The following is a 21860-nucleotide window of genomic DNA, read 5'->3' as shown; positions in this document are numbered from 1 at the left end:
AAACAGCTCCACGCCGATGATAGTGCGGATTGCCCGTGTGAAAGTAGGTAATCGTCAGGCTCCTTATGCAGCAAGTCCAGAACCCCGGTGTCTCCGAAAGAGAGCCGGGGTTCTGGCGTTTGGGCGCATTAAAAAAAGCAGCTCGTCAATTCAAGGCGCCACCCAGGTCCCGCACCATTCCCCTTCTTCAAACACCAGACTGGCCCGCCTATGCCCTGCGGGATTCAGATCGAGGTAGTCAATGCTCGATACGGTCACATCAATCAGACAGAAGTTTTCGAATCCCGCCGATGAGTCGGGATCTTCGGCGAGCGTCGTTGCATGCGCTTCGGCGGGAGACGCAACCGGTGTCGCGGGCGCAAGCGGCGTGCGATAGACGATCAACGTCCGAGGTCTGCTCGAGTCCCAGACAGCTCTCGTATCCGAGGGCGTCTCGACGATTCTCGCAACGCCGTGCAGCCTTATCTGGATCCCGCCGTCGAGATCGCAGCCGACGAGCGATACGCGCGGGTCGCGCCGCAATTCAGACACCTTTGTAGACCGCACGTCGGTATGAAACATGACTGAGCGCCGCTCGCGAGAGACACGGCGCAACACGACCGTCCGCACGGCAGGCGCACCGTCCAGCGCAATCGTCGCGACCTGCAGCATCGTGAAGGGCGAGCGCTCATTGCCCGCGTTTGCGCCCGCGTTCAGGCGTGCCCAGACCTCGTCGACGATCTGATCCATATCTGCCGCGCTACAGAGCACGCACGATGCCGCCGTCGACACGGATGTTTTGCCCCGTGATGTACCCCGCGGCATCCGACAACAGGAACGCGACCGTTTGTGCGATCTCCTGTGTCTTCCCGAATCGGCCAACCGGAATGCGGGCAACAATCTCGGGCGTTTCGGGCCAGCTGTCGATAAACCCCGGCAGCACGGAGTTGATTCGAATATTGTCCTTCGCGTAGCGGTCGGCATAAAGGCGCGTGAACGAACTCAACGCGGCGCGCAGCGCGGAAGAAACGGGCATGGCCTGCTCGGGCGCATCGGCGGCGAAGCTCGAGATATTCACCACCGCGCCGCCGCGTTGCTCGAGAAACGCAGGGGTCACGCGACGCAACACGCGAGCGACGTTGAGCAGGATGAGATCGAGCCCGAGGTGCCACTGTTCGTCTGTAACAGAAAGCAGATCCCCCTTCGGCGGATGCCCCGTGTTGTTCACCACAGCGTCGATGCGGCCATATTTTTCGAGCGTTTCGCGGACGAACCGGTCGATACAGTCCGGCTCGGTCACCGAGCCGGTAAAGCCGAATCCGCCAAGCTCTCTCGCCAGTTCGGCCGCACTGCCGGAGGGTGACATCAAGGCCAGACGGTAGCCGCTGGCTGCCAGTTCGCGCGCGATCGCCGCGCCCATACCCTTGCCGGCCGCCGTGACGAGTGCGACTTTTTCTACTGCCATCGTGCTCTCTCCTTGAATTGGATTCAGCGCGTCAGAACTGCGCCGTATGGGAAATCGTCCAGAAACTGTATGGCGTTATGATTGGATTGTCGAATGATGTTTCTTATAGTCTGACAATAAAATTCTTCAGGTCCGATGGCGTGGATATCGCGGTGCGGCTCGGCAAGCCGCCGTTCGCGAAAGGCCTCGTCAGCGACCCGCTATTTCCGCTGCAGGTATTCGGCGTAGCCAGCCCGCAACTGCTCAAGCCCGATCGCCCGGTGCGCACGATCTCGGACCTGCAAAACTATGTGCTGCTCCACGACTCTCATGATCTGTGGCCGGAATTTTTCAACGCCCTCGGTTGCACATATGATGTGGGCGAGCTGAAAGGGCCGCACTTCAGTCAATCGTCGCTCGCCATCGATGCCGCCATTGCGGGGCAGGGCATTGCACACACGAGCGAACATCTCGTCGAGCGCGATATAAGCGCGTTGAACCGGGCATTCGCAGTCAGCAAGTTCTGCGCCACCATCCGCATTGCAGTGCAGCGCCTCGCCGTGAGACAGCGCGTGCGCACGCATTCATCGTTCGATCACCTTGCCGGTGCATAATGACTGAACCGCCGATGCAGTCGATGACTATCCGCCAAGGAGTTCGTCATGCTAGCGAGGAACGAAGAATTCGTCGCCCATCTGCTCTCCGACGTCATGGAATTTGCGCGGGCGCGCTTGCCCGAGCCGACGTTCCAGACCGTCGAGCCTTTCCTGCGGCACTACTACGATTTCGCCGACGCGGAGGATCTGCGCAGCCGCAGCATCGCCGACCTCTACGGCGCCGCCATGGCGCACTGGCGAACCGCGCAGCGCTTTGTACCGGGCAGCGAGCGCATGCAGGTCTACAACCCGATCCTCGAACAGCACGGTTGGCATTCGGACCATACGGTCATCGAAATCGTGAACGACGACATGCCATTTCTCGTCGATTCGGTTTCCATGGCCGTCAACCGTCTGGGGCTCGCGCTGCATTCCGCGCTGCACCCCGTATTCCGGATCTGGCGCGGCAAGGACGGGACGATCGAGCGTGTAGACGAAGGCGGCGCTAGCGCCGGTGACGGGCAATCACAACTCGCTTCGTTCATCCATTTCGAGGTAGACCGCTGCGGCGATGCAGCAAAGCTCGACGAATTGCGCAGCGACATCGCCAAGGTGCTTGGCGACGTGCGGGCGTCGGTAGAAGATTGGCCGAACCTGCTCGAGGCCGCGCGCACCACCATCAAGACGATGAAAGCGCGCGAAACGAGCGCAGAGGACATCGAAGCGCGCGCGTTTCTCGAATGGATGGTGGCCGACCATTTCACTTTCCTCGGCCAGCGCGATTATGCGCTGGTCGCGCATGACGGCGGCTACGCCCTGCGTGGCGTGGAAGGCTCGGGCCTCGGCATTCTGCGCGAATCGCTGCGCGCGCCGGGCACGCCGGACATCACGCCGTTGCCGCCCGCGGCCGTCGACATCATCAGCGGCGCATGGCCCATTTTCCTGACGAAAGCGAACTCGCGTGCCACCGTACACCGGCCGGGCTATCTGGACTACGTTGGAGTGAAGCTAGTCGGCGCGGATGGCAAGGTGTGCGGCGAGCGCCGCTTCGTCGGCCTCTACACCTCGACCGCCTATATGGTCTCCACCGCCGAAATCCCGATCGTGCGGCGCAAATGCGCGAATATCGTGCAGCGCGCGGGTTTTCTGCCGAAAGGCCATCTCGGCAAATCGCTGGTGACGGTGCTGGAAACCTATCCGCGGGATGAACTGCTGCAGGCGAGCGAAGACGAGCTTTTCGACATCGCGCTCGGTGTGCTGCGCTTGCAGGAACACCAGCGCACGCGCCTATTCGTGCGGCGCGACCGCTTCAACCGCTTCGTTTCCTGCCTCGTATACGTCTCGCGCGACAAGTACAACACCGATCTGCGGCGGCGGATTGCAAACCTGCTCGTGGACGCCTTCAACGGCGTTTCCGTTGAGTTCACGCCGCTGCTTTCGGAGTCGGCGATCGCACGGATTCATTTCGTCGTGCACGCCGAACCCGGCTCGATGCCCGAAGTCGACACGCACGAACTCGAAGCGCGGCTCGTGCAGGTCACGCGACGCTGGCAGGACGATCTGGCCGATGCGTTGCTCGACGCATTCGGCGAAGAGCAGGGCACGAGTCTCTTGCATCGCTACGCCGATTCGTTCCCGCCGGGCTATCGCGACGATTATCCGGCGCGCACGGCGGTACGCGATATCGAGCTGATCGAGCGCGTGCAGGGAACGCAGCGCATCGCGATGAATCTGTACCGGCCTATCGAGGCGGGCCCACGTACGTTCCGCTTCAAGGTTTATTGCGCGGGCGAAGCGATCGCGCTCTCGCGCAGCCTGCCGATGCTGGAACACCTCGGCGTGCGTGTGGATGAAGAGCGGCCCTATGTGATCGAGGCGCCTTCTTGCGCGCCTGCTTGGGTCCACGATTTCGGCCTCGAACTCGCGGACGACGCCGAATTTGACATCGAGCGCGTGAAGGGCCTGTTCGAAGACGCATTCGAAAGCGTCTGGAACGCACGCATCGAAAATGACGATTTCAACCGGCTCGTGCTGCGCGCCTATCTGAGCGCGCGCGAAGTGACGATCCTGCGTGCCTATGCGAAGTACCTTCGCCAGGTGGGTTCGACATTCAGCGACGCCTATATCGAGCGTGCGCTAACCGGCAATCCGGCGATCGCCCGGCAGTTCGTCGAACTGTTCGTACTCCGGTTCGATCCGCGCGATTCACAGGCACGGGAAGAGCGCACGGCACTCATGCTCAAGGCCATTGAAAGTGCGCTCGACCAGGTGCCCAATCTCGACGAAGATCGCATCCTGCGGCAGTTCCTCGGCGTGATCAATGCGACGGTGCGCACCAACTATTTCCGCCGCGAAGCCAATGGCGCAGAGCGGCCCTCGCTCTCGTTCAAATTCGACCCTTCGAAAGTGCCTGGCCTGCCCGAACCCAAGCCCATGTTCGAGATCTGGGTTTATTCGCCGCGCGTGGAGGGTGTGCACTTGCGCGGCGGGCGTGTCGCTCGTGGCGGCCTGCGCTGGTCGGATCGCCGCGAAGACTTCCGCACCGAAGTGCTGGGCCTCATGAAAGCCCAGATGGTGAAGAACGTCGTGATCGTGCCGGTGGGTTCGAAGGGCGGCTTTGTCGTGAAGAACCCGCCGCCGGCGAGCGACCGCGAAGCATGGATGCGCGAGGGCGTGGCGTGCTATCAGACCTTCCTGCGCGGCCTGCTCGATCTCACCGACAATCTCGTGAACAACGCGATCGTGCCGCCGCCCGATGTCGTGCGCCACGATCCCGACGACCCCTACCTCGTCGTGGCCGCCGACAAGGGCACCGCCACGTTCTCCGACTACGCGAACGCGATATCCGCCGAATACGGATTCTGGCTCGACGATGCTTTTGCCTCGGGCGGGTCCGTGGGCTACGACCACAAGAAGATGGCGATCACGGCGCGCGGCGCGTGGGAGTCGGTCAAGCGGCATTTCCGCGAAATGGGCGTGGATACGCAGGCCACCGATTTCACCGTGGTCGGCGTTGGCGACATGTCGGGCGACGTGTTCGGCAACGGGATGCTGCTCTCGCCGCATATCAAGCTCGTCGCAGCTTTCGATCACCGCCATATTTTCCTCGACCCGAATCCCGATCCGGCCGTGAGCCTTGCCGAGCGCGCGCGGCTCTTCGCGCTCGAACGCTCGAGCTGGGCCGACTACGACCCGGCTACGATATCGGCGGGCGGCGGCGTGTTCGCGCGCACCATGAAGACGATCCCGCTTTCGGCGGCGGTGCGCACGGCACTCAGCATCGAGGCGGCGGCGCTTTCGCCAACCGAGTTGATTCGCGCGATCCTGCTGGCGAAGGTCGACCTGCTCTATAACGGCGGCATTGGCACTTATGTGAAATCCGCGCGCGAGACCAACGCACAAGTCGGCGACAAAGCCAACGACGCGGTGCGCGTGAACGGCTCGGAACTGCGCTGCAAGGTCGTGGGCGAGGGCGGCAATCTCGGCGTCACGCAGCTCGGGCGCATCGAATTCGCGCAGCATGGCGGCCACATCAACACGGATGCGATCGATAACTCGGCAGGTGTAGATTGTTCGGACCACGAAGTCAACATCAAGATCCTGCTCGGACTCGTGGTGGCCGACGGCGAGATGACGACGAAACAGCGCAACGCGTTGCTCGCGGAGATGACCGACGAAGTCGGACTGCTGGTGCTGAGCGACAACTACTACCAGACTCAGGCGCTTTCGATCGCGGGCCGCTACGCCGTGGAGCTGCTCGATGCCGAATCGCGCCTCATGCGCTGGCTCGAACGCGCAGGACGTCTGAATCGCCATATCGAATTCCTGCCGACCGACGATGAAATCGCCGAACGCCAGGCCGCGAAACTCGGGCTCACGTCGCCGGAGCGCGCCGTGCTGCTCGCTTACAGCAAGATGTGGCTCTACGACGCGCTGCTCGATTCATCGGTGCCGGAAGACCCGCTCGTCGCGGACTTGCTGATCGACTACTTCCCGCAGCCACTGCAGCAGCGCTTTAGCGAACCCATGCATCGGCATCCGCTGCGGCGTGAAATTCTGGCGACGCATTTGACGAACGCGCTCGTGAACCGCGTGGGCTGCGCATTCGTGCACCGTTTGATGGAGGAAACCGACGCGCAGCCCGGCGAAATCGTGCGCGCGTGCATTATGGCGCGCGACGTATTTGGTCTGAACGATATCTGGCGCGCCATCGACGCGCTCGACAACCGCGTGCCCGACGACGTGCAGGCGCGCATGTTCGTCGACATCGCACGGCTGCTCGAACGCGCGGCGCTATGGTTCCTGCGGCATCTGCAGGCAGGCTCGGTGGACAACGATGGTGTGAGCACGCTGCTGGCACGCTGCCGCGACGCCGCTCAGCGCCTCGCGCCGCAATTGCCGACGCTGCTGCCCGACCCGGATCTCGAAGCGCTTTCGGCACGCCAGGGAGAACTCGTGAAGGCGGGCGTCGAAAATGCGCTCGCGCTGCGCGTGGCGAGTGGAGATATTTCGGTAGCACTGCTGGACATCGCGGATGTAGCGGCGGCGTGCGACCGTCCTCTTGAGCGCGTTGCGGCGGCGTACTTCGCTTTGGGTACGCGGCTCAATTACAGCTGGATTGGCGAGCGTGCAGCGACGCTGCCTACGCCGACGCATTGGGACACCATGGCGCGCGCGGCGGCGCTCGCCGAGGTGGCGCACCTCAAGCGCGCGCTCACCACGAGCGTGCTTGCACAAGGCTCCGAAACCGCGGACGCACAAACGCTCGTCGACGCATGGTGCGCTCAGCACGAGGCGGCGCTCGAGCGTTATGGGCAGTTGCTTACGGAACTGCGTGCTTCGAGCGGCGTGAGTCTTTCTGTGCTGCTCGTGATCGTGAGGGCGATGGCGGCGCTCGAAAGGACTTGAAGACTCGAACGATGACGGCGGTGCAAGCGGCTTACGCGGCGGCCGCTTCGGTCACCGCCTGCGTGCTCGCCACGGCCGCCGCATGCTCGCGAATCAGACGATAGACCGTCTCGCCGGGCACCGTCTCCGCCTCGAGCAACTGGTCGGCGATCGCGCGCAGCACCGGCTCGTTCGCACGCAGCAACGCGAAGCACGCGTCGTTGAGTTCGTGCAGCAGAGCGTTCGCGTGCTCGATCGCGCTCTTCAACTGCAAGCCCGCGACCTGCTGCGGCAGCGCCGCGAGGCTGAACAGATTGCCATCCGCATTGAAGCCGTGCTTCGACACCATGTCGAGGCTGATGCGCGAGGCCTCCTGCAAATCCTGCGCCGCGCCGCTCGATGCTTCGCTGAACATGAGCAGTTCCGCATTGCGGCCGCCGAGCAGCACCTGAATCTCGTCGCGCATTTCGGTCTCGCGATACAGGTACTTGTCCTGCATTTTCGTGATCAGCGCCACGCCCAACGCGCCGCCACGCGGCAAAATCGTCACTTCTTCGAGCACGCCGGTGCCGAGGAGGGCGGCGACGAGTCCATGTCCTGCTTCATGGATCGCAATGCGCGTGCGTTCGTCGTCCGAAAGCGCGCGCTCCGCGCCGTTGACGTCGCCAATGCGTGCAATCTTGATGGCCTCGAGAAAATGCACCGCGGCCACTTGCTGCTTGCCGGCCTTGCGCGCGACGAGACCCGCTTGATTCACGATCATCGAGAGCGTGGCCGGGGAAAGGCCCGTGGTCAGCCGTGCGAGCTGGTTGAAATCGAGGTCGTTGGCTTTCGACTTCAGATTGGCGGCGTAGAAGCGCAGAATTTCTGCGCGATCCTCCAGGTCGGGCAAACGCACCTGCACCGTGCGGTCGAAGCGGCCAGGGCGGCGCAGCGCTTCGTCGAGATTGTCCGGGTGATTGGTCGCGGCGACGATGATCACGCCTTCGTTCGACTCGAACCCGTCCATCTCCGCGAGCAGCTGGTTGATGATGCGGTTGCTTTCCGCTTCGACCGGGCCGCCGCCCGTATCGGTGCGCTTTCCCAGGCCGTCCGCCTCGTCGATGAAGATGACCGTCGGCGCGTTCTTGCGCGCGAGCTCAAACAGGCGCTTGACCTTCTGAATGCCCACACCGTAATACTTCGCGCTGAAATAGCTGCCCGTGATGGCGATGAAATTCGCGCCGCATTCGCCTGCAAGCGCCTGCGCGAGACGCGTCTTGCCGACGCCCGGGCCGCCTGTCATGAGCACGCCGCATGGCGCGCGCACGCCCATGCCCGTGAACTGCGCGGGCTCGGTGAGCCACGCGCGCACGTCGGCGAGCGCGGCTTTCGCCTCGCCTGCGCCGATCACGTCGTCGAAGCGCAAAGTCGGCGATTCGCCGAGCAATTGCGCGCCGCCGCCCATTTCGCGGCGCATGAACCACAGCAGGCCGCCTAGCATCAGCACGGGGAGTAGCAGACTGAACGCGTCGCGCACACGGTCGAGGGCTTCTGTCCAGCGCTCGGCGCCGATGCGCACATCGGCGTGCGGCAGCCAGACGAGTTGCCAGGGCGGCGTCGCGCCCGGTTTCAGATCGCCGAGCAGCAGGGCGTTCGCGAACGCGCCATTGTGATCGGCCACATAATACTTTTCGCCCTTGATCGTCGAGACGAGAATTGCTTCGCGGCTCACGCCAATTGCGGCGACATCGCGGTCGCGAATATCGCGCAGCAATTCCGAGGCATCCTTCTCGCGCTTCGTCCATGGCGATGCGTCATGCCGCATCTCGCTGGCGACACCCGTAAGCGCAGCCGGCTGGGACTGCGCAAGATTCGCTTGATGGCGCCAGTAGAAAAAGCCAGACGCCGCCGCGAGCGCCGCCGCGCATACACCCAACGCCGCGTATCGGCCAAAGCGTGACCACCGCGAATTCCTTGCCGGTTTCATGAATCCTTTCCTGCCTGGCGACGCCGTGACGACGCCAGATAATCTATCGTGGGACTGGAGGCGCTCGAACGTCTCGCCTTGCGTAGTCCATGGATAGTCAGGAATACGAAAACGACCCTTTTAATCGCGCTGCTCCAATAGGATTATGCCTGCGTTAGGCGGCCCGCGAAAAAGGGGATTGACGGATAAATACCTTTTAATCCGGTGGTTTAGCCTGGCTGCGTGGTTTCTTAGGGGGCGCGAACGGCGATGTGCCCCCTGTTTGGCGTGCTTTGCCAAGCGGGTCGGACCGCGATCAGAATAAAGATAAATGGGGCGAGCGTCGCTATTCGTTCGCTCGCTGCGCAACGTGGGCTATCCGGTCCCGCACAACACCGATCGCCTGCTTGAGCGCGTAGACATCCTGAAAATAGCGGTACGGAATGCGTATCCGGCTCGCGTTTGCGTCGATGTTTTCGATTTCTTCGCTCCATTGCGCGATCTGCGAGGGGCTCGGCTCGCTGTTGCTCCACACTTCGTCTTCGAGTGCCTTGATTTCGCGGTACCAGACGACGAGCCGTTTTTTCATCCGTGCTTCGAGCAACCGCGGCAATGCCTGAAGCAAGCCAATCAGGAGCGCCGCGAACGGCACGAGGATCAACAGCCGTCGTTCGATCACGCTCGCGAGCCAGAACGGCAGATAGCGGTACAGGAACGGCTGGCCGGATTTGAAGTAGCGGACGCTTTCGTCGGAGAGCGGGAATTCTTCCGTCTTCAGGTTAGGGAAGGTGCCGAGCGGCGTGAAGTAATCTTCGCCACCGTGAACGGAATGAGCCGCGTCGAGCAGCAGATAGACGAGCGCCGGATGCAGCGTGTCTTTCGAGACCAGCAGCGCCGTTGCCGCGAGCAGCGTGACGTCGGTGCGCGGCAGATCATCGGCGACACTCGTCGACGCGCGTGGCAAGACGATCTTCGAAAGCGATGGGAACTTCTGAACCAGCGCGTCTGCCTGGGCGAAACTCATCAGTTTGAGATCGCTGTTCAGCAGGATCTTCTGCATCTCGGCGTCGGGCCGGCCGATGAAGAAAGCCGCGTCGATCTGACCGCTTTCGAGCCCTTGATACGCTGCCGGCGCATCCATTTGCAGCAGGGTGGAGTTCTGGCTCGTGATGCCGCTGTAGCCGAGCAATACCTGCGCGACATTGAGCAGGCCACTGCCGGGCACGCCCGTCGAAATCTTCTTGCCACGAAGCTGCGACAGCCGGTCGACCGTCGTGTCGCCGCGATAGAACACCCAGATCGGTTCGTACGACACGGCAGCGATCGTCTGCAGACCGTCGGTCTCCTTCGGGTTGGTGGTACCCGACTGGATGAAACCGACTTCATAGGCGCTGTTCGGGTCTCTCAACCGCTCATAATTCTCCACCGCGCCGGAAGAACTGCGGATATCGAGCTTGATGCCCGCACGCTTCAGGATGGGCGCATAGCGATCCGCAAAGCCACGATAGATGCCGTTGTCAGCGCCGCTGGTCATGACGATGGTGCGTTGGAACGCGGGTGCGGCCACGATCGCCACCACCCAGCCAAACGCAGCCAACAAAATGATTACGCCGACGATCAGGAAGCGCCGCCTCGCCCTGGTCATGGGTGCTGTCTGGCTGCGATGCAGTGCCGGATTGTGTCGGGGCATCGTTATGTACGCCTCCAGGATGCAACGCAGCAAGGGTCGCGGTGCGTCGTGGCTCGCTCTGATCGTTATGCTGAGCTTATTGCCGTTGCCGCTCGGGGTGAGTATGCCACGGCGAGGGAATCTACCTTCGCATCGAGGACGCAGCGTTTGCGGGCAGGCTTGCCGGTGTCCCCTTGCTGTCTGGTGATCGGTAGTCGCGGATCAAAGATATAGGTCGTAGTGCAAATTAATATTGGAAGCGATGGATTCGCCTTTTTACTTGACATACCTTCATGGCGTTTACTTGGCTCCGTCACATCGACCCATCGAGAAGGCGCGACGCCAAAGGCTGACCGGATCGATTCGCGCTGTAATTTCCCGCGCGGCGCCTGAGCTGGCATCCCCTTTGCCGATCAGTCGCCGCCGTCGCCTGAAGCGTCGATCGCGTTCAACAAATGACGCAGTGCATGGCCTGCAGCGACGGACTCTTCCGGATCGAGCATCGCCGTCAGCGCGTTCAGCCGGCCGACCCGCTCGTCCAGTGCACGATCGATGCACGCCAGGCCTTCTTCCGTCAGTTCCACTTCGAGCCGCCGGCGGTCATTCGGATCGGGCAGACGGCGCACCAGGCCCTTGTCTTCCAGCCGGTCCAGCAGCACGGTCATCGTGCCGGTCGTAAGGATGGCGATGCGGCTCAGGTCCGACGGGGATGCCGTTTTGGGGTAGCGCCGACGCAGCGCCGCCAGCACCTGGAACTGGCCCGAGGTGATGCCGTGGGCTTGGGAAAGCTTGATCAGCTCTCGCTCCAGCACGCCGCCCAGACGGATCACTCTGATCAGCATGTCGGCGTGTTGCAGATCCAGGTCGGGGCGCGCCGTACGCCATTCGGCGAGAAATTGGTCCACATAGTCAAGGGTAGTCATACGCGAATTTTACTTGGCTCCAAATAACTTCGCAATTGATTGCTTGACATCAAGATACTCGATGACTAGTATTCGCTCATGGTCTGACCGGGGACAACAACCGGCCGACATCAGAAAGACAATGAAATGGGCGAGACACGACATGGCTTTTGATTCCTCGTGCGGGTTTCCTGGGCAACCGGGCGATAGCGCCGCAATCTCTGGCGGCTCGGTTCGAGCGGCCTTTGACGCAACGTCGGACCGCTATCCGGCGCATCCTTTTCTCCACATTCCCGCGCAAGCAACGGCGGGGTACGGGGGGCAAGCGGTGGACTGGGAATACGGCGAAGCAGCCCTTCGCGTGCAGGCGCTGGAGGCCGATTTCCGCGAAGCTGGCCTGACGCGCGGCCATCGCGTCGCCGTGATGCTCGACAACCGCGCCGAGTTCTTCCTGTGCTGGCTGGCGCTCAACGGCATCGGCGTGTCGATCGTGCCGCTCAACGCAGAGCACAGCGCTGCGGAGATGGCGCATGTGCTGCGCGACAGCGCGGCCGTGATGGTGGTCACGCTGGAAGGACGAAGGGCGGCACTGGAACCCGCACTGCACCTCGCACTGGCCGGCACCGACAGGGCATTGCCGCCGGTTTGCTGCCTCGGCGACGACGCGCCCCGGGTGCCGGTGCTGCCCGGCACGTTCGCAGCCAGCACGGACGAGTGTGCGTTGGTCTATACCTCGGGCAGCACGGGTTTGCCGAAGGGCTGCATGCTCTCGAATGCCTACATGCTGGCGTTCGGCCGCTGGTACCTGTCGCTCGGCGGCCTGTGCGCGATCGAGCCCGGTGCCGAACGCCTGATCACCCCGTTGCCGCTGGTGCATATGAACGCGCTGGCCTGCTCGTCGATGGCGATGATCCTGAGCGGCGGTTGCATCATTCAGCTTGACCGTTTCCACCCCGGCACCTGGGCGCAGACCGTCGCTCAGAGCGGCGCCACCATCGTGCATTACCTCGGCGTGATGCCGGCCATCCTGCTGCAGTTCCCGCCCCAGCCCGGCGACCGCGCGCACGCAGTGAAGTTCGGCTTCGGCGCTGGCGTGCATCCGAAACACCAGGCGGCGTTCGAGGCGCGCTTCGGCTTTCCGCTGGTGGAGTCGTGGTCGATGACCGAAGTCGGCGCGGGAGCGGCGGTGGCGGCCAACGTCGAGCCGCGCCATGCCGGCAGCCGTTGCTTCGGCCGACCGTCGGGGCACATGGAATACCGGATCGTCGACGACGCAGGTGTTGACGTGCCGCCCGGTAGCTCCGGCGAACTGTGGGTGCGCGCCGCCGGTCCGGACCCCCGGGCGGGTTTCTTCTCGGGCTACGCCAACCAGCCAGAGTTGACCGAAGCCGCATGGGCTGGCGATTACTTCCATACCGGGGACATCGTGCGCGCGGGTAGCGACGGCGCCCTGCATTTCGTCGACCGCAAGAAGAGCATCATCCGGCGCAGCGGCGAGAACATCGCCTCGCTCGAAGTGGAGGCCGTGCTCAATCAGTTGCCCGTTGTGCGCAACGTCGGCGTGGGACCCGTCGAAGACGAGACGCGGGGCGAGGAAGTCATGGCGTGCGTCGAGCTTGCCGCCGGCCACGCGCCTTCGCACGAGGTGGCCCTGCAAATATTCGAGGCTGCGGCGCAGCGGCTCGCTTACTACAAGCTCCCGGGCTACATCGCGTTCGTGTCCGCGCTTCCGCTGACTGCTTCCCAGAAGCTGCAGCGTGGGGTGCTGCGCGAAATCATGCGCCGCCTGGCTGGCGAGGGCGCCGCATTCGACCTGCGCGCCCTGAAGAAACGCTCCGCCTCGCATCCGGCGGACAACGCCTGAGCGGCCGCCGGAGTCTCCCATGGCAATCCAACCCGAAGACGCGCAAGCCGTGCTGGCGGTACCCGTCACGACAGGCTACGCGCGCTACAGCACCGAGCCAGCGGACTGGTATGTCGCGCAATGCCTGCGTGAACTGTTGGCTGGCGCCGGCTTGTCGAAAGACAGTATTGACGGCCTCGCCGTCTCCAGCTTCACGCTGGCACCCGACCCTGTGGCCAGCCTGTCGCGGTCGCTCGGGCTGTCGTTGCGTTGGCTGGAATCCGTACCTTTCGGCGGCGCCAGCGGTGTGATCGCGCTGCGCCGCGCGGCACGGGCGGTGGAGGCTGGCGATGCGGAAGTCGTGGCCTGCATAGGCGCCGATGCCAACCCGCGCGGTGGTTTTGCCGGGCTGGCCAGTCGCTTTTCCTGGGCGGCCATCGACGCGGTGTATCCCTACGGAGCGGCGGGTCCGAACATGCCGTTCGCGCACCTGACCCGGCGCTATATGGATGCCACCGGCGCCACGCGAGCCGACTTCGGCCGCCTTTGCGTCTCGCAGCGCGCCAATGCCAGTGCCGTCGCGCACGCGCTGTTGCGCGACCCCATTTCGCTCGAGGCGTACCTCGACGCCCGGCCAATCGCCGAGCCGCTCCACAAGCTGGATGTCGTGATGCCGTGTGCGGGTGCGGAGGGCTTTCTGGTGATGCAGCGGCGGCGGGCCCTCCATCTCGGCCTGCCGTACGCCCGTATCCGGTCGATGGTCGAGCGCCACAATGCCTACGCCGACGATGAAGCCATCTTGCGAGGCGGCTGGGCCCAGGAGTGCAGCCGCCTCTATCGCGAGGCCGGCGTCGGCTGCGGGGACATCGATGTGCTGGCGACTTACGACGACTACCCCGCGGTAGTGTTTCTGCAACTGGAAGGGCTCGGCTTTTGCCCGCCCGGCGCCGCTGCCGCTCTCATTCAGTCACACGATCTGAGTTTCCGCGGCGACTTTCCGCACAACACAAGCGGCGGCCAGCTCGGCTGCGGACAGGCCGGTGCGGCCGGCGGCTATCTGGGGCTGGTGGAAGTCTTGCGGCAGGTCACTGCGCAGGCCGGCGCCAATCAGGTACGCGCTGCCCGCATCGGGCTCGCCAGCGGCTACGGCATGGCCGTGTACGACCGCTGCCTCGCCACCGGCGCCGCGATCATCGAAGGGGTCACGCCATGAGCCACGACGCTTCCTTTGCGCAGTGCCGCTCGCTTGCCTGGCACAGCATGGCGGAGTCCACGCCGCCGGGCGGCCTCGCACTGCCGTGCTGCGCGCAGTGCGGCCACCAGTTCTATCCGCCGCAACGCTATTGCCCGCGTTGCCTGCACGGGCACATCGACTACGTGGCCGACAACGGCGCGGCCGTCGTGCTATCGGTGACGCGCCTGCACCACACACTGGAGCCAGCCTTCGTCAGTTTGCTGCCTTTACATGTGGCGGCCGTTCGCACGGATTCCGATGTCACGCTTTTCGCGCTGGTCGACGACATGCTGGCCCCGGGCACCCGTGTGGCGGTCAGCCTGATCCGCGCAGCATGGGCGCCCGCTGGTGTGCTGCGCGTCCGCTGCGTGGCATCGCCGGAACACGGGGGGGCGGTATGAGCCATCTCCACCGTGAAACCCAGCGTTTCGTGGGACGTACGGCCGTGGTGACCGGGGGTAGCGCGGGCATCGGACTGGCCGTCAACGAGGCGCTGCTCGCGCAAGGCGCGCGCGTGATTGCCGCAGGGCTCGAGCCGTCCGCCAGTGCGCATCCGCGCCTCATCTCCAGCGTCGTGGACCTGTCGACGCCCGAAGGCATTCGCACACTGGCGGCGCTCGCTCATGCAGAGCAGGCCGACATCCTCGTCAACAACGCCGGCGCGGTGCGCAACACCCTGCTCGAAGACGTAGACGATGCCGAGTTCGACCTGATGATGACGCTGCACGTGCGCTGCGCAATGAAGCTGGCGCAGGCCTGCCTGCCGCACATGAAGGCACAGCGCTTCGGCCGCATCGTCAATGTGGCGTCGCGCGCGATCGTGGGCCTGGCCGGACGCACCGCCTATGGCGCGAGCAAGGCCGCGCTGGCCGCGATGACCCGCACCTGGGCGCTGGAATCCGGGCCGTCCGGCATCACGGTCAATACGGTGTCGCCCGGGCCCATCGTCACCGGCATGCTGATTCGCGATATCCCGGAGCATGGCGAACGCGCGCGCGCCCTGGCCGCTTCACTGCCGCTCCAGCGCCTCGGCCGCCCGGACGACGTAGCACGCGCGGTGCTCTTCTTTGCCGATCCCGCAAATGGCTGGATCACGGGGCAGAACCTCTTCGTCTGTGGCGGGGGGAGCCTGGCCGCTTCTCTGGCGCTCTGAGGCCTCTTAACCTCACTTCATCCAAACCACCAGAAACAAACCGGAGACAACATCGTGAACCCGTCGAGTTCCACCTCGTCCATTCCCCCGCTAGAAGAAGTACTCCTAAATAGCGAAGACATGCCGTGGCGCCCCAAGTCCCTGCCGGGCCTCTACGAGAAAATGCTGTGGCGCGACGACGCCACCGGCGCTTCCATCGCGCTGATCCGGTTCGAGAAGGGCGTGTCGATTCCCGTGCCGCACTCGCATGCATCGAACCAGTTCATGTTCTGCCTGCAGGGTCGCTACGAATACACGGCCACGAATGTGGTGCTGATGCCGGGTAGCTTCTACTGGAATCCCAAGGGGCACATCCACGGCCCGACGCTCGCGCACGAAGACACCATCGTGGTGGAAATCTACGACGGTCCGCACTATCCGCAGCAGCCGAGCTGGTACACGGATGAGCGCGATGCCCACTGACCACAAAGGTGCCGCCATTCCCGGCATTCCCACGCCCTCGAGCCATTGCGAGACCGATCCGCGGGACCTGTGCGCGGCGGTCGGCGCGATCTTCGAGCGGCTCGGCGTAGCTGCTGCCGATGCCGCGTATGTCGCAGAGGCTCTGGTCGATGCCGACATGGAAGGCATCTCCTCGCACGGCGTCATGCTGGTCCACATGTATGCGCAGCGCCTGCGCAGCGGATCCGTGACGGCGGCGTCGCGGGCCGCTGTGGCCCATGACCACGGCGCCTGCGTGGTGCTCGACGCCGCAAACATGCTGGGCCAGCTTTCCGCGCGACAGGCGGTCGCGATCGCGAGGGAGCGGGCCGTTGAGCACGGCATCGGCGCCGTGGCGGTACGCAACGCCTTTCACTTCGGCGCGGCGGGCCGCTATGCGCGGGCCCTGGCAAGCGATGGCTGCGTTGGCATTGCGATGTCCAACACACGTCCGCTGATGCCCGCGCCGGGTGGCGCCCAGAGCGTCGTCGGCAACAACCCGCTGGCTATCGCGGTGCCCGGTGACGACGGCATGCCGGTGGAACTCGACATGGCGATGAGCGCCAGCGCGATGGGCAAGATCCGGCTGGCCGCCGCCGCCGGCCGCGCGATTCCGGCTGGCTGGGCCACCGACGCGCAAGGCCTGCCCACCACGGACGCGGCCGCCGCCATCGCCGGCATGCTGCTTCCGGCGGCCGGCCCCAAGGGCTTCGGCCTCGCCTTCATGGTCGACGTACTGTGCGGCGGCCTGTCCGGCGGCGCCACCGGCGCGGCGGTGCAACCGCTCTATGGCGACAGCGCCATTGCCTACAACTGCGCGCACTTTTTCCTCGCGATCGATGTGGCGCATTTCCGCGACGCCGGCGCGTTCGCGCGCACCGTCAGCGACGCGGCGGCCGCGGTGCGCTCGTCGCGGCGCGCGCCCGGCACGGAACGTCTTTACGCCCCCGGCGAGATCGGCTGGGCGAGGCGTGCCGAATCCGGCGGCGCCTGCCGCGTCGAGCGGCCGGTGCTGATCGAACTCGCCGCCCTGGCGCGCGCGCTCACCGCCGCGCTGCCTTCTTCGATTGCCAACCTTGTAGACGATATGGACCTGACAGCATGAAAACGCAAATTCTCACCGGCGAACTGCGCAAACCCAACGGCCACTTCTCGCAGGCCACCACCATCGAGGCCAGCGGCAAGCTGGTCTTCATCTCCGGCATGACGGCGCGCCGGCCCGACGGCTCGATCGCCGGCATCGGCGACGTCGTAACCCAGACCCGGCAAGTCTGCGAGAACCTGAGCGCCGCCGTGAAAGCCGCCGGCGGCTCGCTCGACGACATCTGTCGCGTCGATGTGTACGTACGCAACATCGAGCATTTCGACCGCGTCCACGACGTGCGCCGCGAGTTTTTCAAGGCGCCACTGCCGGCTTCGACCATGGTCGAGGTCAGCAAGCTGGTCTCGCCGGAATACCTGATCGAGATCAGCGCGATCGCGGTTCTGCCGAACGCCTGAGACACGTATCGGAGTCCGAATCATGCGATTTGCAAGTTTCATCTACGAGGGGCGGGCGCGCATCGGGGTGGTCGAAGGCGACCAGGTGGCCCCATTGCCGCTGTCTATGGGCGACCTGCGCGATGTGATCACCGGTGGCCAGGATGCGCTGTGCAGTATCGCCAGCGCGTTGTGCGACGGCACGCTGGAGTGCATCGCAATCGATGGCCTGCGCCTGCTGCCGCCGCTGCAGCGTTTGCCGCGCGATGTGCTTTGTGTCGGCTGGAACTACTGGGACCATTTTCTGGAAGGCGAGGGCAAGCGTGAAGGGCAGGACGTGTCGCGTCCCGAAGCCCCGACCTTCTTCACCAAGAGTCCGCACACCGTCATTGGACCGCGCGACGACATCGCTTTCGATCCGCGCATCTCGGCCAAATGGGACTACGAGGCCGAACTCGCGCTGGTCATCGGCACCGGCGGCCGCAGCATCGCCGCGAGAGACGCCATGCGGCACGTCTGGGGCTATTGCCTCGCAAACGACATTTCTCAGCGCGACCTGCAACGCCGTCACGGCGGCCAGTGGCTGAAGGGCAAGAGCATCGACAGCAGCATGCCGTTGGGGCCCTTCCTGGTGACGGCCGACGAGATCGATCCGCGCGAAGTCCGGCTGCAATGCCTCGTCAACGGCGAGCTACTGCAGGACGCCTCAGTGTCGCAGATGGCTTTCGATATTCCCGAGCTCATCGCCGAGTTGTCGTTCGGTATGACGCTGCACGCGGGCGACCTCGTTCTGACCGGCACGCCGGCCGGCGTGGGCAACGCACGCGAGCCGCAGGTTTTCCTGCAAGCCGGCGACGTCGTGACCGTGCGCGGTACGGGCTTGGGCGAACTGGTCAACCGGGTGGTCGAGACCGACCTGTATGGACAATCGAGTGTTACGGACATGCGGAGGCGCCCATGAAAGCCAGCTTCGATGCAAGCGGCGACGTGATCGTCATCACGGGCGGCGCGAACGGGATCGGCGCGGCGCTTGCGCGTGCCTGCGCGGGGGCGGGGGCAGCGGTGATTGTCTGCGACGTGGACGAGCACGCCGCCGCGGCGTTGCTGGCCGCCGAGCCGCGCCTGCAGTTTGTCCGGCTCGACGTCAGCGACCGCGATGCCGTGATGGCCGCCATGCGGTCCATCGAGAACGAACATGGCCACATTGACGGTCTGGTCTGCGCAGCGGCGGTGCAGCCGCGCCGGGCTGTGCATGACACGGCGCCGGCTGACTGGCAGCGCACGCTCGGCATCAATCTCGATGGCGTGGTGTGGTGCTACCAGGCTGCGATGCCCGGCATGATCCGGCGGCGGCGCGGCAGCGTGCTCGCGTTCTCGTCGGGACTGGCCCATAGCGGCTGGGCCGAGTCCGCCGCGTATGCCGCCAGCAAAGCCGCACTGGTGGCCTTCATCAAAAGTGCAGCGAAGGAGGTGGCCCGGCATCGGGTGCGGGTCAACCTGATCGCCCCCGGCGTCATCGACACGCCCCAGTACCGGCATGCCAATGCCGGGAGCGACGACGCGCACTGGGCCGCCACGCTCGGGGTAGGCCAGCCGGAGGACGTCACGGGGCCGCTGATGTTCCTGCTGTCCGACGCCGCCACCATGACCGCGTCGGTGCTCAGCCGGGACTATGCCTGGCAGGCCAGCGAACCCGCGGGGCACGAGCAATGACATTCACCGGAGAACCACAACCATGCAGCCTGTACTGATCGTTGGCGCTGGGCCGATCGGGCTGACCACGGCGCTCGGTCTTGCGTACTACGGCATTCCCTTTCTGCTGTTCGAGGAAGACGGCAGCCTGTCGCTCGACACCAAGGCGGGCACGCTGCTGACGCGCACGTTGGAGGCCTTTCGCCGCTATGGCGTCGCCGATGCCGTGCTGGAGCGTGCGCTTCGAGTCGAAGAGATCGGCGAGATCGAACGGGAGAGCAATCTCTCGCAGTCGTCTGTGCGCACGGCCGTGCTGCGCGACGAGACGCGCTACCCGTTCGTCGTCAACCTGCCGCAGCACCATCTCGAGCCGATCCTGCGCGACGCGGTGCAGCGTGTGCCGCAAGGCCGCTTGCTGATGAAGCACCGCCTGGTGTCGTTCGACTCCGGCGCCAGCGGTGTGCAAGCCATCTTCGACACGCCCGATGGCCCGCAGCGCTTCGAGGGCAGCTACCTGCTGGCGTGCGACGGCGGCCGCAGCACGGTGCGCGCGCAATGCGGTGTTCCGGTGGTCGGCACGTCGCTCGATGTGCGCTACATGCTGGTGGATCTCAAGGTCGACCTCGATGTGGCCAATCCGCGCGACTATCCCTATCTCGCGTACTTCTCGGATGCGCAGGAGTGGATGATCCTGGTGCGGCAGCCGCACTGCTGGCGCTTCCTCTATCCGCTCGCCAGGGACGCGGACGAACCCACCGACGAGGCGCTGCGCAGCAAGGTGCTGCGCTTCATCGGCAAGGTCGACAAGGTCGAGTTGCTGGGGCGGGTGAGCTACCGCGTGCACCACCGCATTGCGCGCCAGTGGCGGCGCGACCGCGTGTTCCTGATGGGCGACGCTGCGCATCTGATTACACCGATGTGGGCGCTTGGCCTCAATACCGGCGTGCTGGATGCCATCAGCCTGCCATGGCGCCTCGCGTGGGTGCTGCGCGGCTGGGCCGACAGCAGCCTGCTGGACGGCTACGAGCGCGAACAGCGCCCGGTTGCGGAGGAAGGCGCGGGCGAGATGGCGGAGGCCGCGCGTCACCACATGGCCATGCAGGACGAGGCAAAACCCACCGCGGCGCTGCAGGACTGGGGCAACGCCTATACGCGCACGCTGCTGGGCGTGCGGCTGGATATCAACGGCAGCGGCGACTGGTCGATGATCCGAACGGAGGCCGAGCCGCCGCCGCTGCAGGTAGGCGAGCGCATCCCGGATTTCCTGCTGCATGGCCCCGCCGGACGGCCAGTCCGGGTCCACGATCTCGTCGACGGCAATTTCCTCGCGCTGTATTTCGACGACGTGCGCCGCCAGCCGCAGATCCCACACAACACGTCCCCCGCCTTGCGTCACTTCGTGGTGTCGCGCTGGGACGCCCCCCTCGACTCCGGCCTGCGCGACCGCGCCCTGCTCGATGTCGGCAACCAGTTGCGCGAGCGCCTCGGCGTGGCGGACGGCACGCTGGTGCTGATTCGCCCGGACGACCATGTCGCCGCCATCGTGCCGATCGCCCCGCAACGTGCCGAAGACCTCTATGCATCCATCGTCGGCGTGCCCGCGCCGCAAGGGAGTTCGCAATGATCCGTGGACCCAGCGTGCTCGGCCTGAACGGCTTTGGCCTGGAAGTACCGGACCTGGGCGCCGCCCGGGCCTTCTACGAGACCTTCGGCCTCGAAACCGCGACGGTGCAACCGGGCGTGCTGCGCATGCGCTCGCCTGGCCGAACCAACGATGAACTGATCTTGTCGGCCGGCGCGGGCAAGCGGCTGCATCACGTGTCTTTCTACTTTGATCCGCTGCAGCGCGCGGCCTTCATCGAGAAGCTGACACAGGCCGGACTCGACGTCCTCGAGCAGGCCCCGCCCGGCGGCCACCGCGACGGGCTCTGGTTCCAGGACCCGTGGGGTACATGGATTCATCTCAGCCCACATGTTCCGGGGTCGCTCGCGGAGCCCGCCGCCGATGCCGTGCTGCGCCGGCCGGTGGACGTCGCGGCGTGGCAGGCACTCGATGGCGGGCGCGCCCCGCTCAAGATAGGCCACGTGCTGATCTTCACCCCCGACCTGGCAAGGGCGGAGCGCTTCCTGTGCGATACGCTCGGCCTGCGTGTGGCCGACAGGGCAGTCGGAAAGGTGAGCTTCCTCGCTGCGGGCGAGGGCGTGATCGACCACCACTGTTTCGGCCTGATCGCCAGTACGCACCGCGGCTTCCAGCATGCCAGCTTCCAGATGGGCGGGATCGACGACATCGGTTTCGGCGCCTGGCGCATGCGCGAGGCGGGTTACCGGGACAGCTTCGGCCCGGGACGACATGCGCTGGCGTCGAACCTGTTCCAGTATGTGCGGGATCCGTGGGGTAGCTGGGTGGAGTACTACGCCGACATGGACAAGATCAGCGACCAATGGGTGAGCCGGGACTGGACGGTCTTGCCGTACATCTGGGGGCCGACGTGGTCGCCGGAATTCTGGGGAGGGGAGATGAATGCCAACCTGGAGCCACGGTGACCCCGCG

At 64.9% G+C, this 21860-nt stretch carries 18 protein-coding genes; 13 read left to right on the top strand and 5 right to left on the bottom strand.

What is annotated here, in order from left to right; genetic code table 11:
* Nucleotides 1–150 precede the first annotated feature (150 nt).
* Complete coding sequence (locus AB3X99_RS37110) at nt 151–729, bottom strand: pyridoxamine 5'-phosphate oxidase family protein (protein ID WP_368619775.1); 579 nt, start codon at nt 727–729, stop codon at nt 151–153.
* Nucleotides 730–739: 10 nt separating this feature from the next.
* Complete coding sequence (locus tag AB3X99_RS37105) at nt 740–1444, bottom strand: SDR family oxidoreductase (RefSeq protein WP_342949960.1); 705 nt, start codon at nt 1442–1444, stop codon at nt 740–742.
* Between the two features lie 17 nt (nt 1445–1461).
* Between AB3X99_RS37105 and AB3X99_RS37100 the strand changes: the two genes are divergently transcribed.
* Both AB3X99_RS37100 and AB3X99_RS37095 read left to right on the top strand, forming a co-directional pair.
* Complete coding sequence (locus tag AB3X99_RS37100) at nt 1462–2037, top strand: LysR substrate-binding domain-containing protein (RefSeq protein ID WP_368619774.1); 576 nt, start codon at nt 1462–1464, stop codon at nt 2035–2037.
* Nucleotides 2038–2085: 48 nt separating this feature from the next.
* Nucleotides 2086–6927: an NAD-glutamate dehydrogenase gene (locus AB3X99_RS37095; protein WP_368619773.1), complete on the top strand. Its 4842-nt coding sequence runs from the start codon at nt 2086–2088 to the stop codon at nt 6925–6927.
* 31 nt (nt 6928–6958) lie between these two features.
* Here the strand turns inward: AB3X99_RS37095 and AB3X99_RS37090 are convergent, their stop codons facing one another.
* From AB3X99_RS37090 to AB3X99_RS37080, 3 genes are all read right to left on the bottom strand, one after another.
* Nucleotides 6959–8875 carry an AAA family ATPase gene (locus tag AB3X99_RS37090; protein ID WP_368619772.1) on the bottom strand — a complete coding sequence of 639 codons (1917 nt, stop codon included), beginning with the start codon at nt 8873–8875 and terminating at the stop codon, nt 6959–6961.
* A gap of 325 nt (nt 8876–9200) precedes the next feature.
* Complete coding sequence (locus AB3X99_RS37085) at nt 9201–10499, bottom strand: TAXI family TRAP transporter solute-binding subunit (protein WP_069267300.1); 1299 nt, start codon at nt 10497–10499, stop codon at nt 9201–9203.
* A gap of 437 nt (nt 10500–10936) precedes the next feature.
* Nucleotides 10937–11446, bottom strand: coding sequence for a MarR family transcriptional regulator (locus AB3X99_RS37080; protein ID WP_342949964.1), 510 nt, complete (start codon nt 11444–11446; stop codon nt 10937–10939).
* A 61-nt stretch (nt 11447–11507) separates the two neighbouring features.
* On the opposite strand from AB3X99_RS37080, the gene AB3X99_RS37075 reads away from it, so the two are divergent.
* Genes AB3X99_RS37075 through AB3X99_RS37025 form a run of 11 tightly spaced genes read left to right on the top strand, consistent with a single transcriptional unit; the run spans nt 11508 to nt 21853 of the window.
* A complete protein-coding gene (locus tag AB3X99_RS37075; RefSeq protein WP_368619780.1) occupies nt 11508–13289 on the top strand; it encodes an AMP-binding protein in 1782 nt (593 codons plus the stop codon).
* Between the two features lie 19 nt (nt 13290–13308).
* Nucleotides 13309–14481: a thiolase family protein gene (locus tag AB3X99_RS37070; protein WP_368619771.1), complete on the top strand. Its 1173-nt coding sequence runs from the start codon at nt 13309–13311 to the stop codon at nt 14479–14481.
* Nucleotides 14478–14903: a Zn-ribbon domain-containing OB-fold protein gene (locus AB3X99_RS37065; protein ID WP_368619770.1), complete on the top strand. Its 426-nt coding sequence runs from the start codon at nt 14478–14480 to the stop codon at nt 14901–14903. The genes AB3X99_RS37070 and AB3X99_RS37065 overlap by 4 nt, the downstream gene beginning before the upstream one ends.
* Nucleotides 14900–15655: an SDR family NAD(P)-dependent oxidoreductase gene (locus tag AB3X99_RS37060; protein WP_368619769.1), complete on the top strand. Its 756-nt coding sequence runs from the start codon at nt 14900–14902 to the stop codon at nt 15653–15655. Before AB3X99_RS37065 ends, AB3X99_RS37060 begins: the two co-directional genes overlap by 4 nt.
* A 54-nt stretch (nt 15656–15709) precedes the next feature.
* Nucleotides 15710–16117, top strand: coding sequence for a cupin domain-containing protein (locus tag AB3X99_RS37055; protein WP_342949968.1), 408 nt, complete (start codon nt 15710–15712; stop codon nt 16115–16117).
* On the top strand, nt 16107–17240 hold the full coding sequence (locus tag AB3X99_RS37050) for an Ldh family oxidoreductase (RefSeq protein WP_342949969.1): 1134 nt from the start codon (nt 16107–16109) through the stop codon (nt 17238–17240). Before AB3X99_RS37055 ends, AB3X99_RS37050 begins: the two co-directional genes overlap by 11 nt.
* Entirely contained in the window at nt 17237–17635 is a 399-nt protein-coding gene (locus tag AB3X99_RS37045) for a RidA family protein (protein ID WP_368619768.1), read from the top strand. The genes AB3X99_RS37050 and AB3X99_RS37045 overlap by 4 nt, the downstream gene beginning before the upstream one ends.
* Nucleotides 17636–17657: 22 nt before the next feature.
* Nucleotides 17658–18575 carry a fumarylacetoacetate hydrolase family protein gene (locus tag AB3X99_RS37040; RefSeq protein ID WP_368619767.1) on the top strand — a complete coding sequence of 306 codons (918 nt, stop codon included), beginning with the start codon at nt 17658–17660 and terminating at the stop codon, nt 18573–18575.
* The gene (locus AB3X99_RS37035; protein ID WP_368619766.1) at nt 18572–19327 is read left to right on the top strand and encodes an SDR family NAD(P)-dependent oxidoreductase; all 756 of its coding nucleotides are present in this window, start codon (nt 18572–18574) and stop codon (nt 19325–19327) included. The genes AB3X99_RS37040 and AB3X99_RS37035 overlap by 4 nt, the downstream gene beginning before the upstream one ends.
* A 22-nt stretch (nt 19328–19349) precedes the next feature.
* Nucleotides 19350–20930, top strand: coding sequence for an FAD-dependent monooxygenase (locus AB3X99_RS37030; protein WP_368619765.1), 1581 nt, complete (start codon nt 19350–19352; stop codon nt 20928–20930).
* Nucleotides 20927–21853 carry a VOC family protein gene (locus AB3X99_RS37025; protein ID WP_368619764.1) on the top strand — a complete coding sequence of 309 codons (927 nt, stop codon included), beginning with the start codon at nt 20927–20929 and terminating at the stop codon, nt 21851–21853. The genes AB3X99_RS37030 and AB3X99_RS37025 overlap by 4 nt, the downstream gene beginning before the upstream one ends.
* The last annotated feature ends 7 nt before the right edge of the window (nt 21854–21860 follow it).

This window comes from Paraburkholderia sp. BR10882 (assembly GCF_040948855.1).
Classification (GTDB): domain Bacteria; phylum Pseudomonadota; class Gammaproteobacteria; order Burkholderiales; family Burkholderiaceae; genus Paraburkholderia; species Paraburkholderia nodosa_A.
This window is presented reverse-complemented; position numbering and strand designations above follow the sequence as displayed.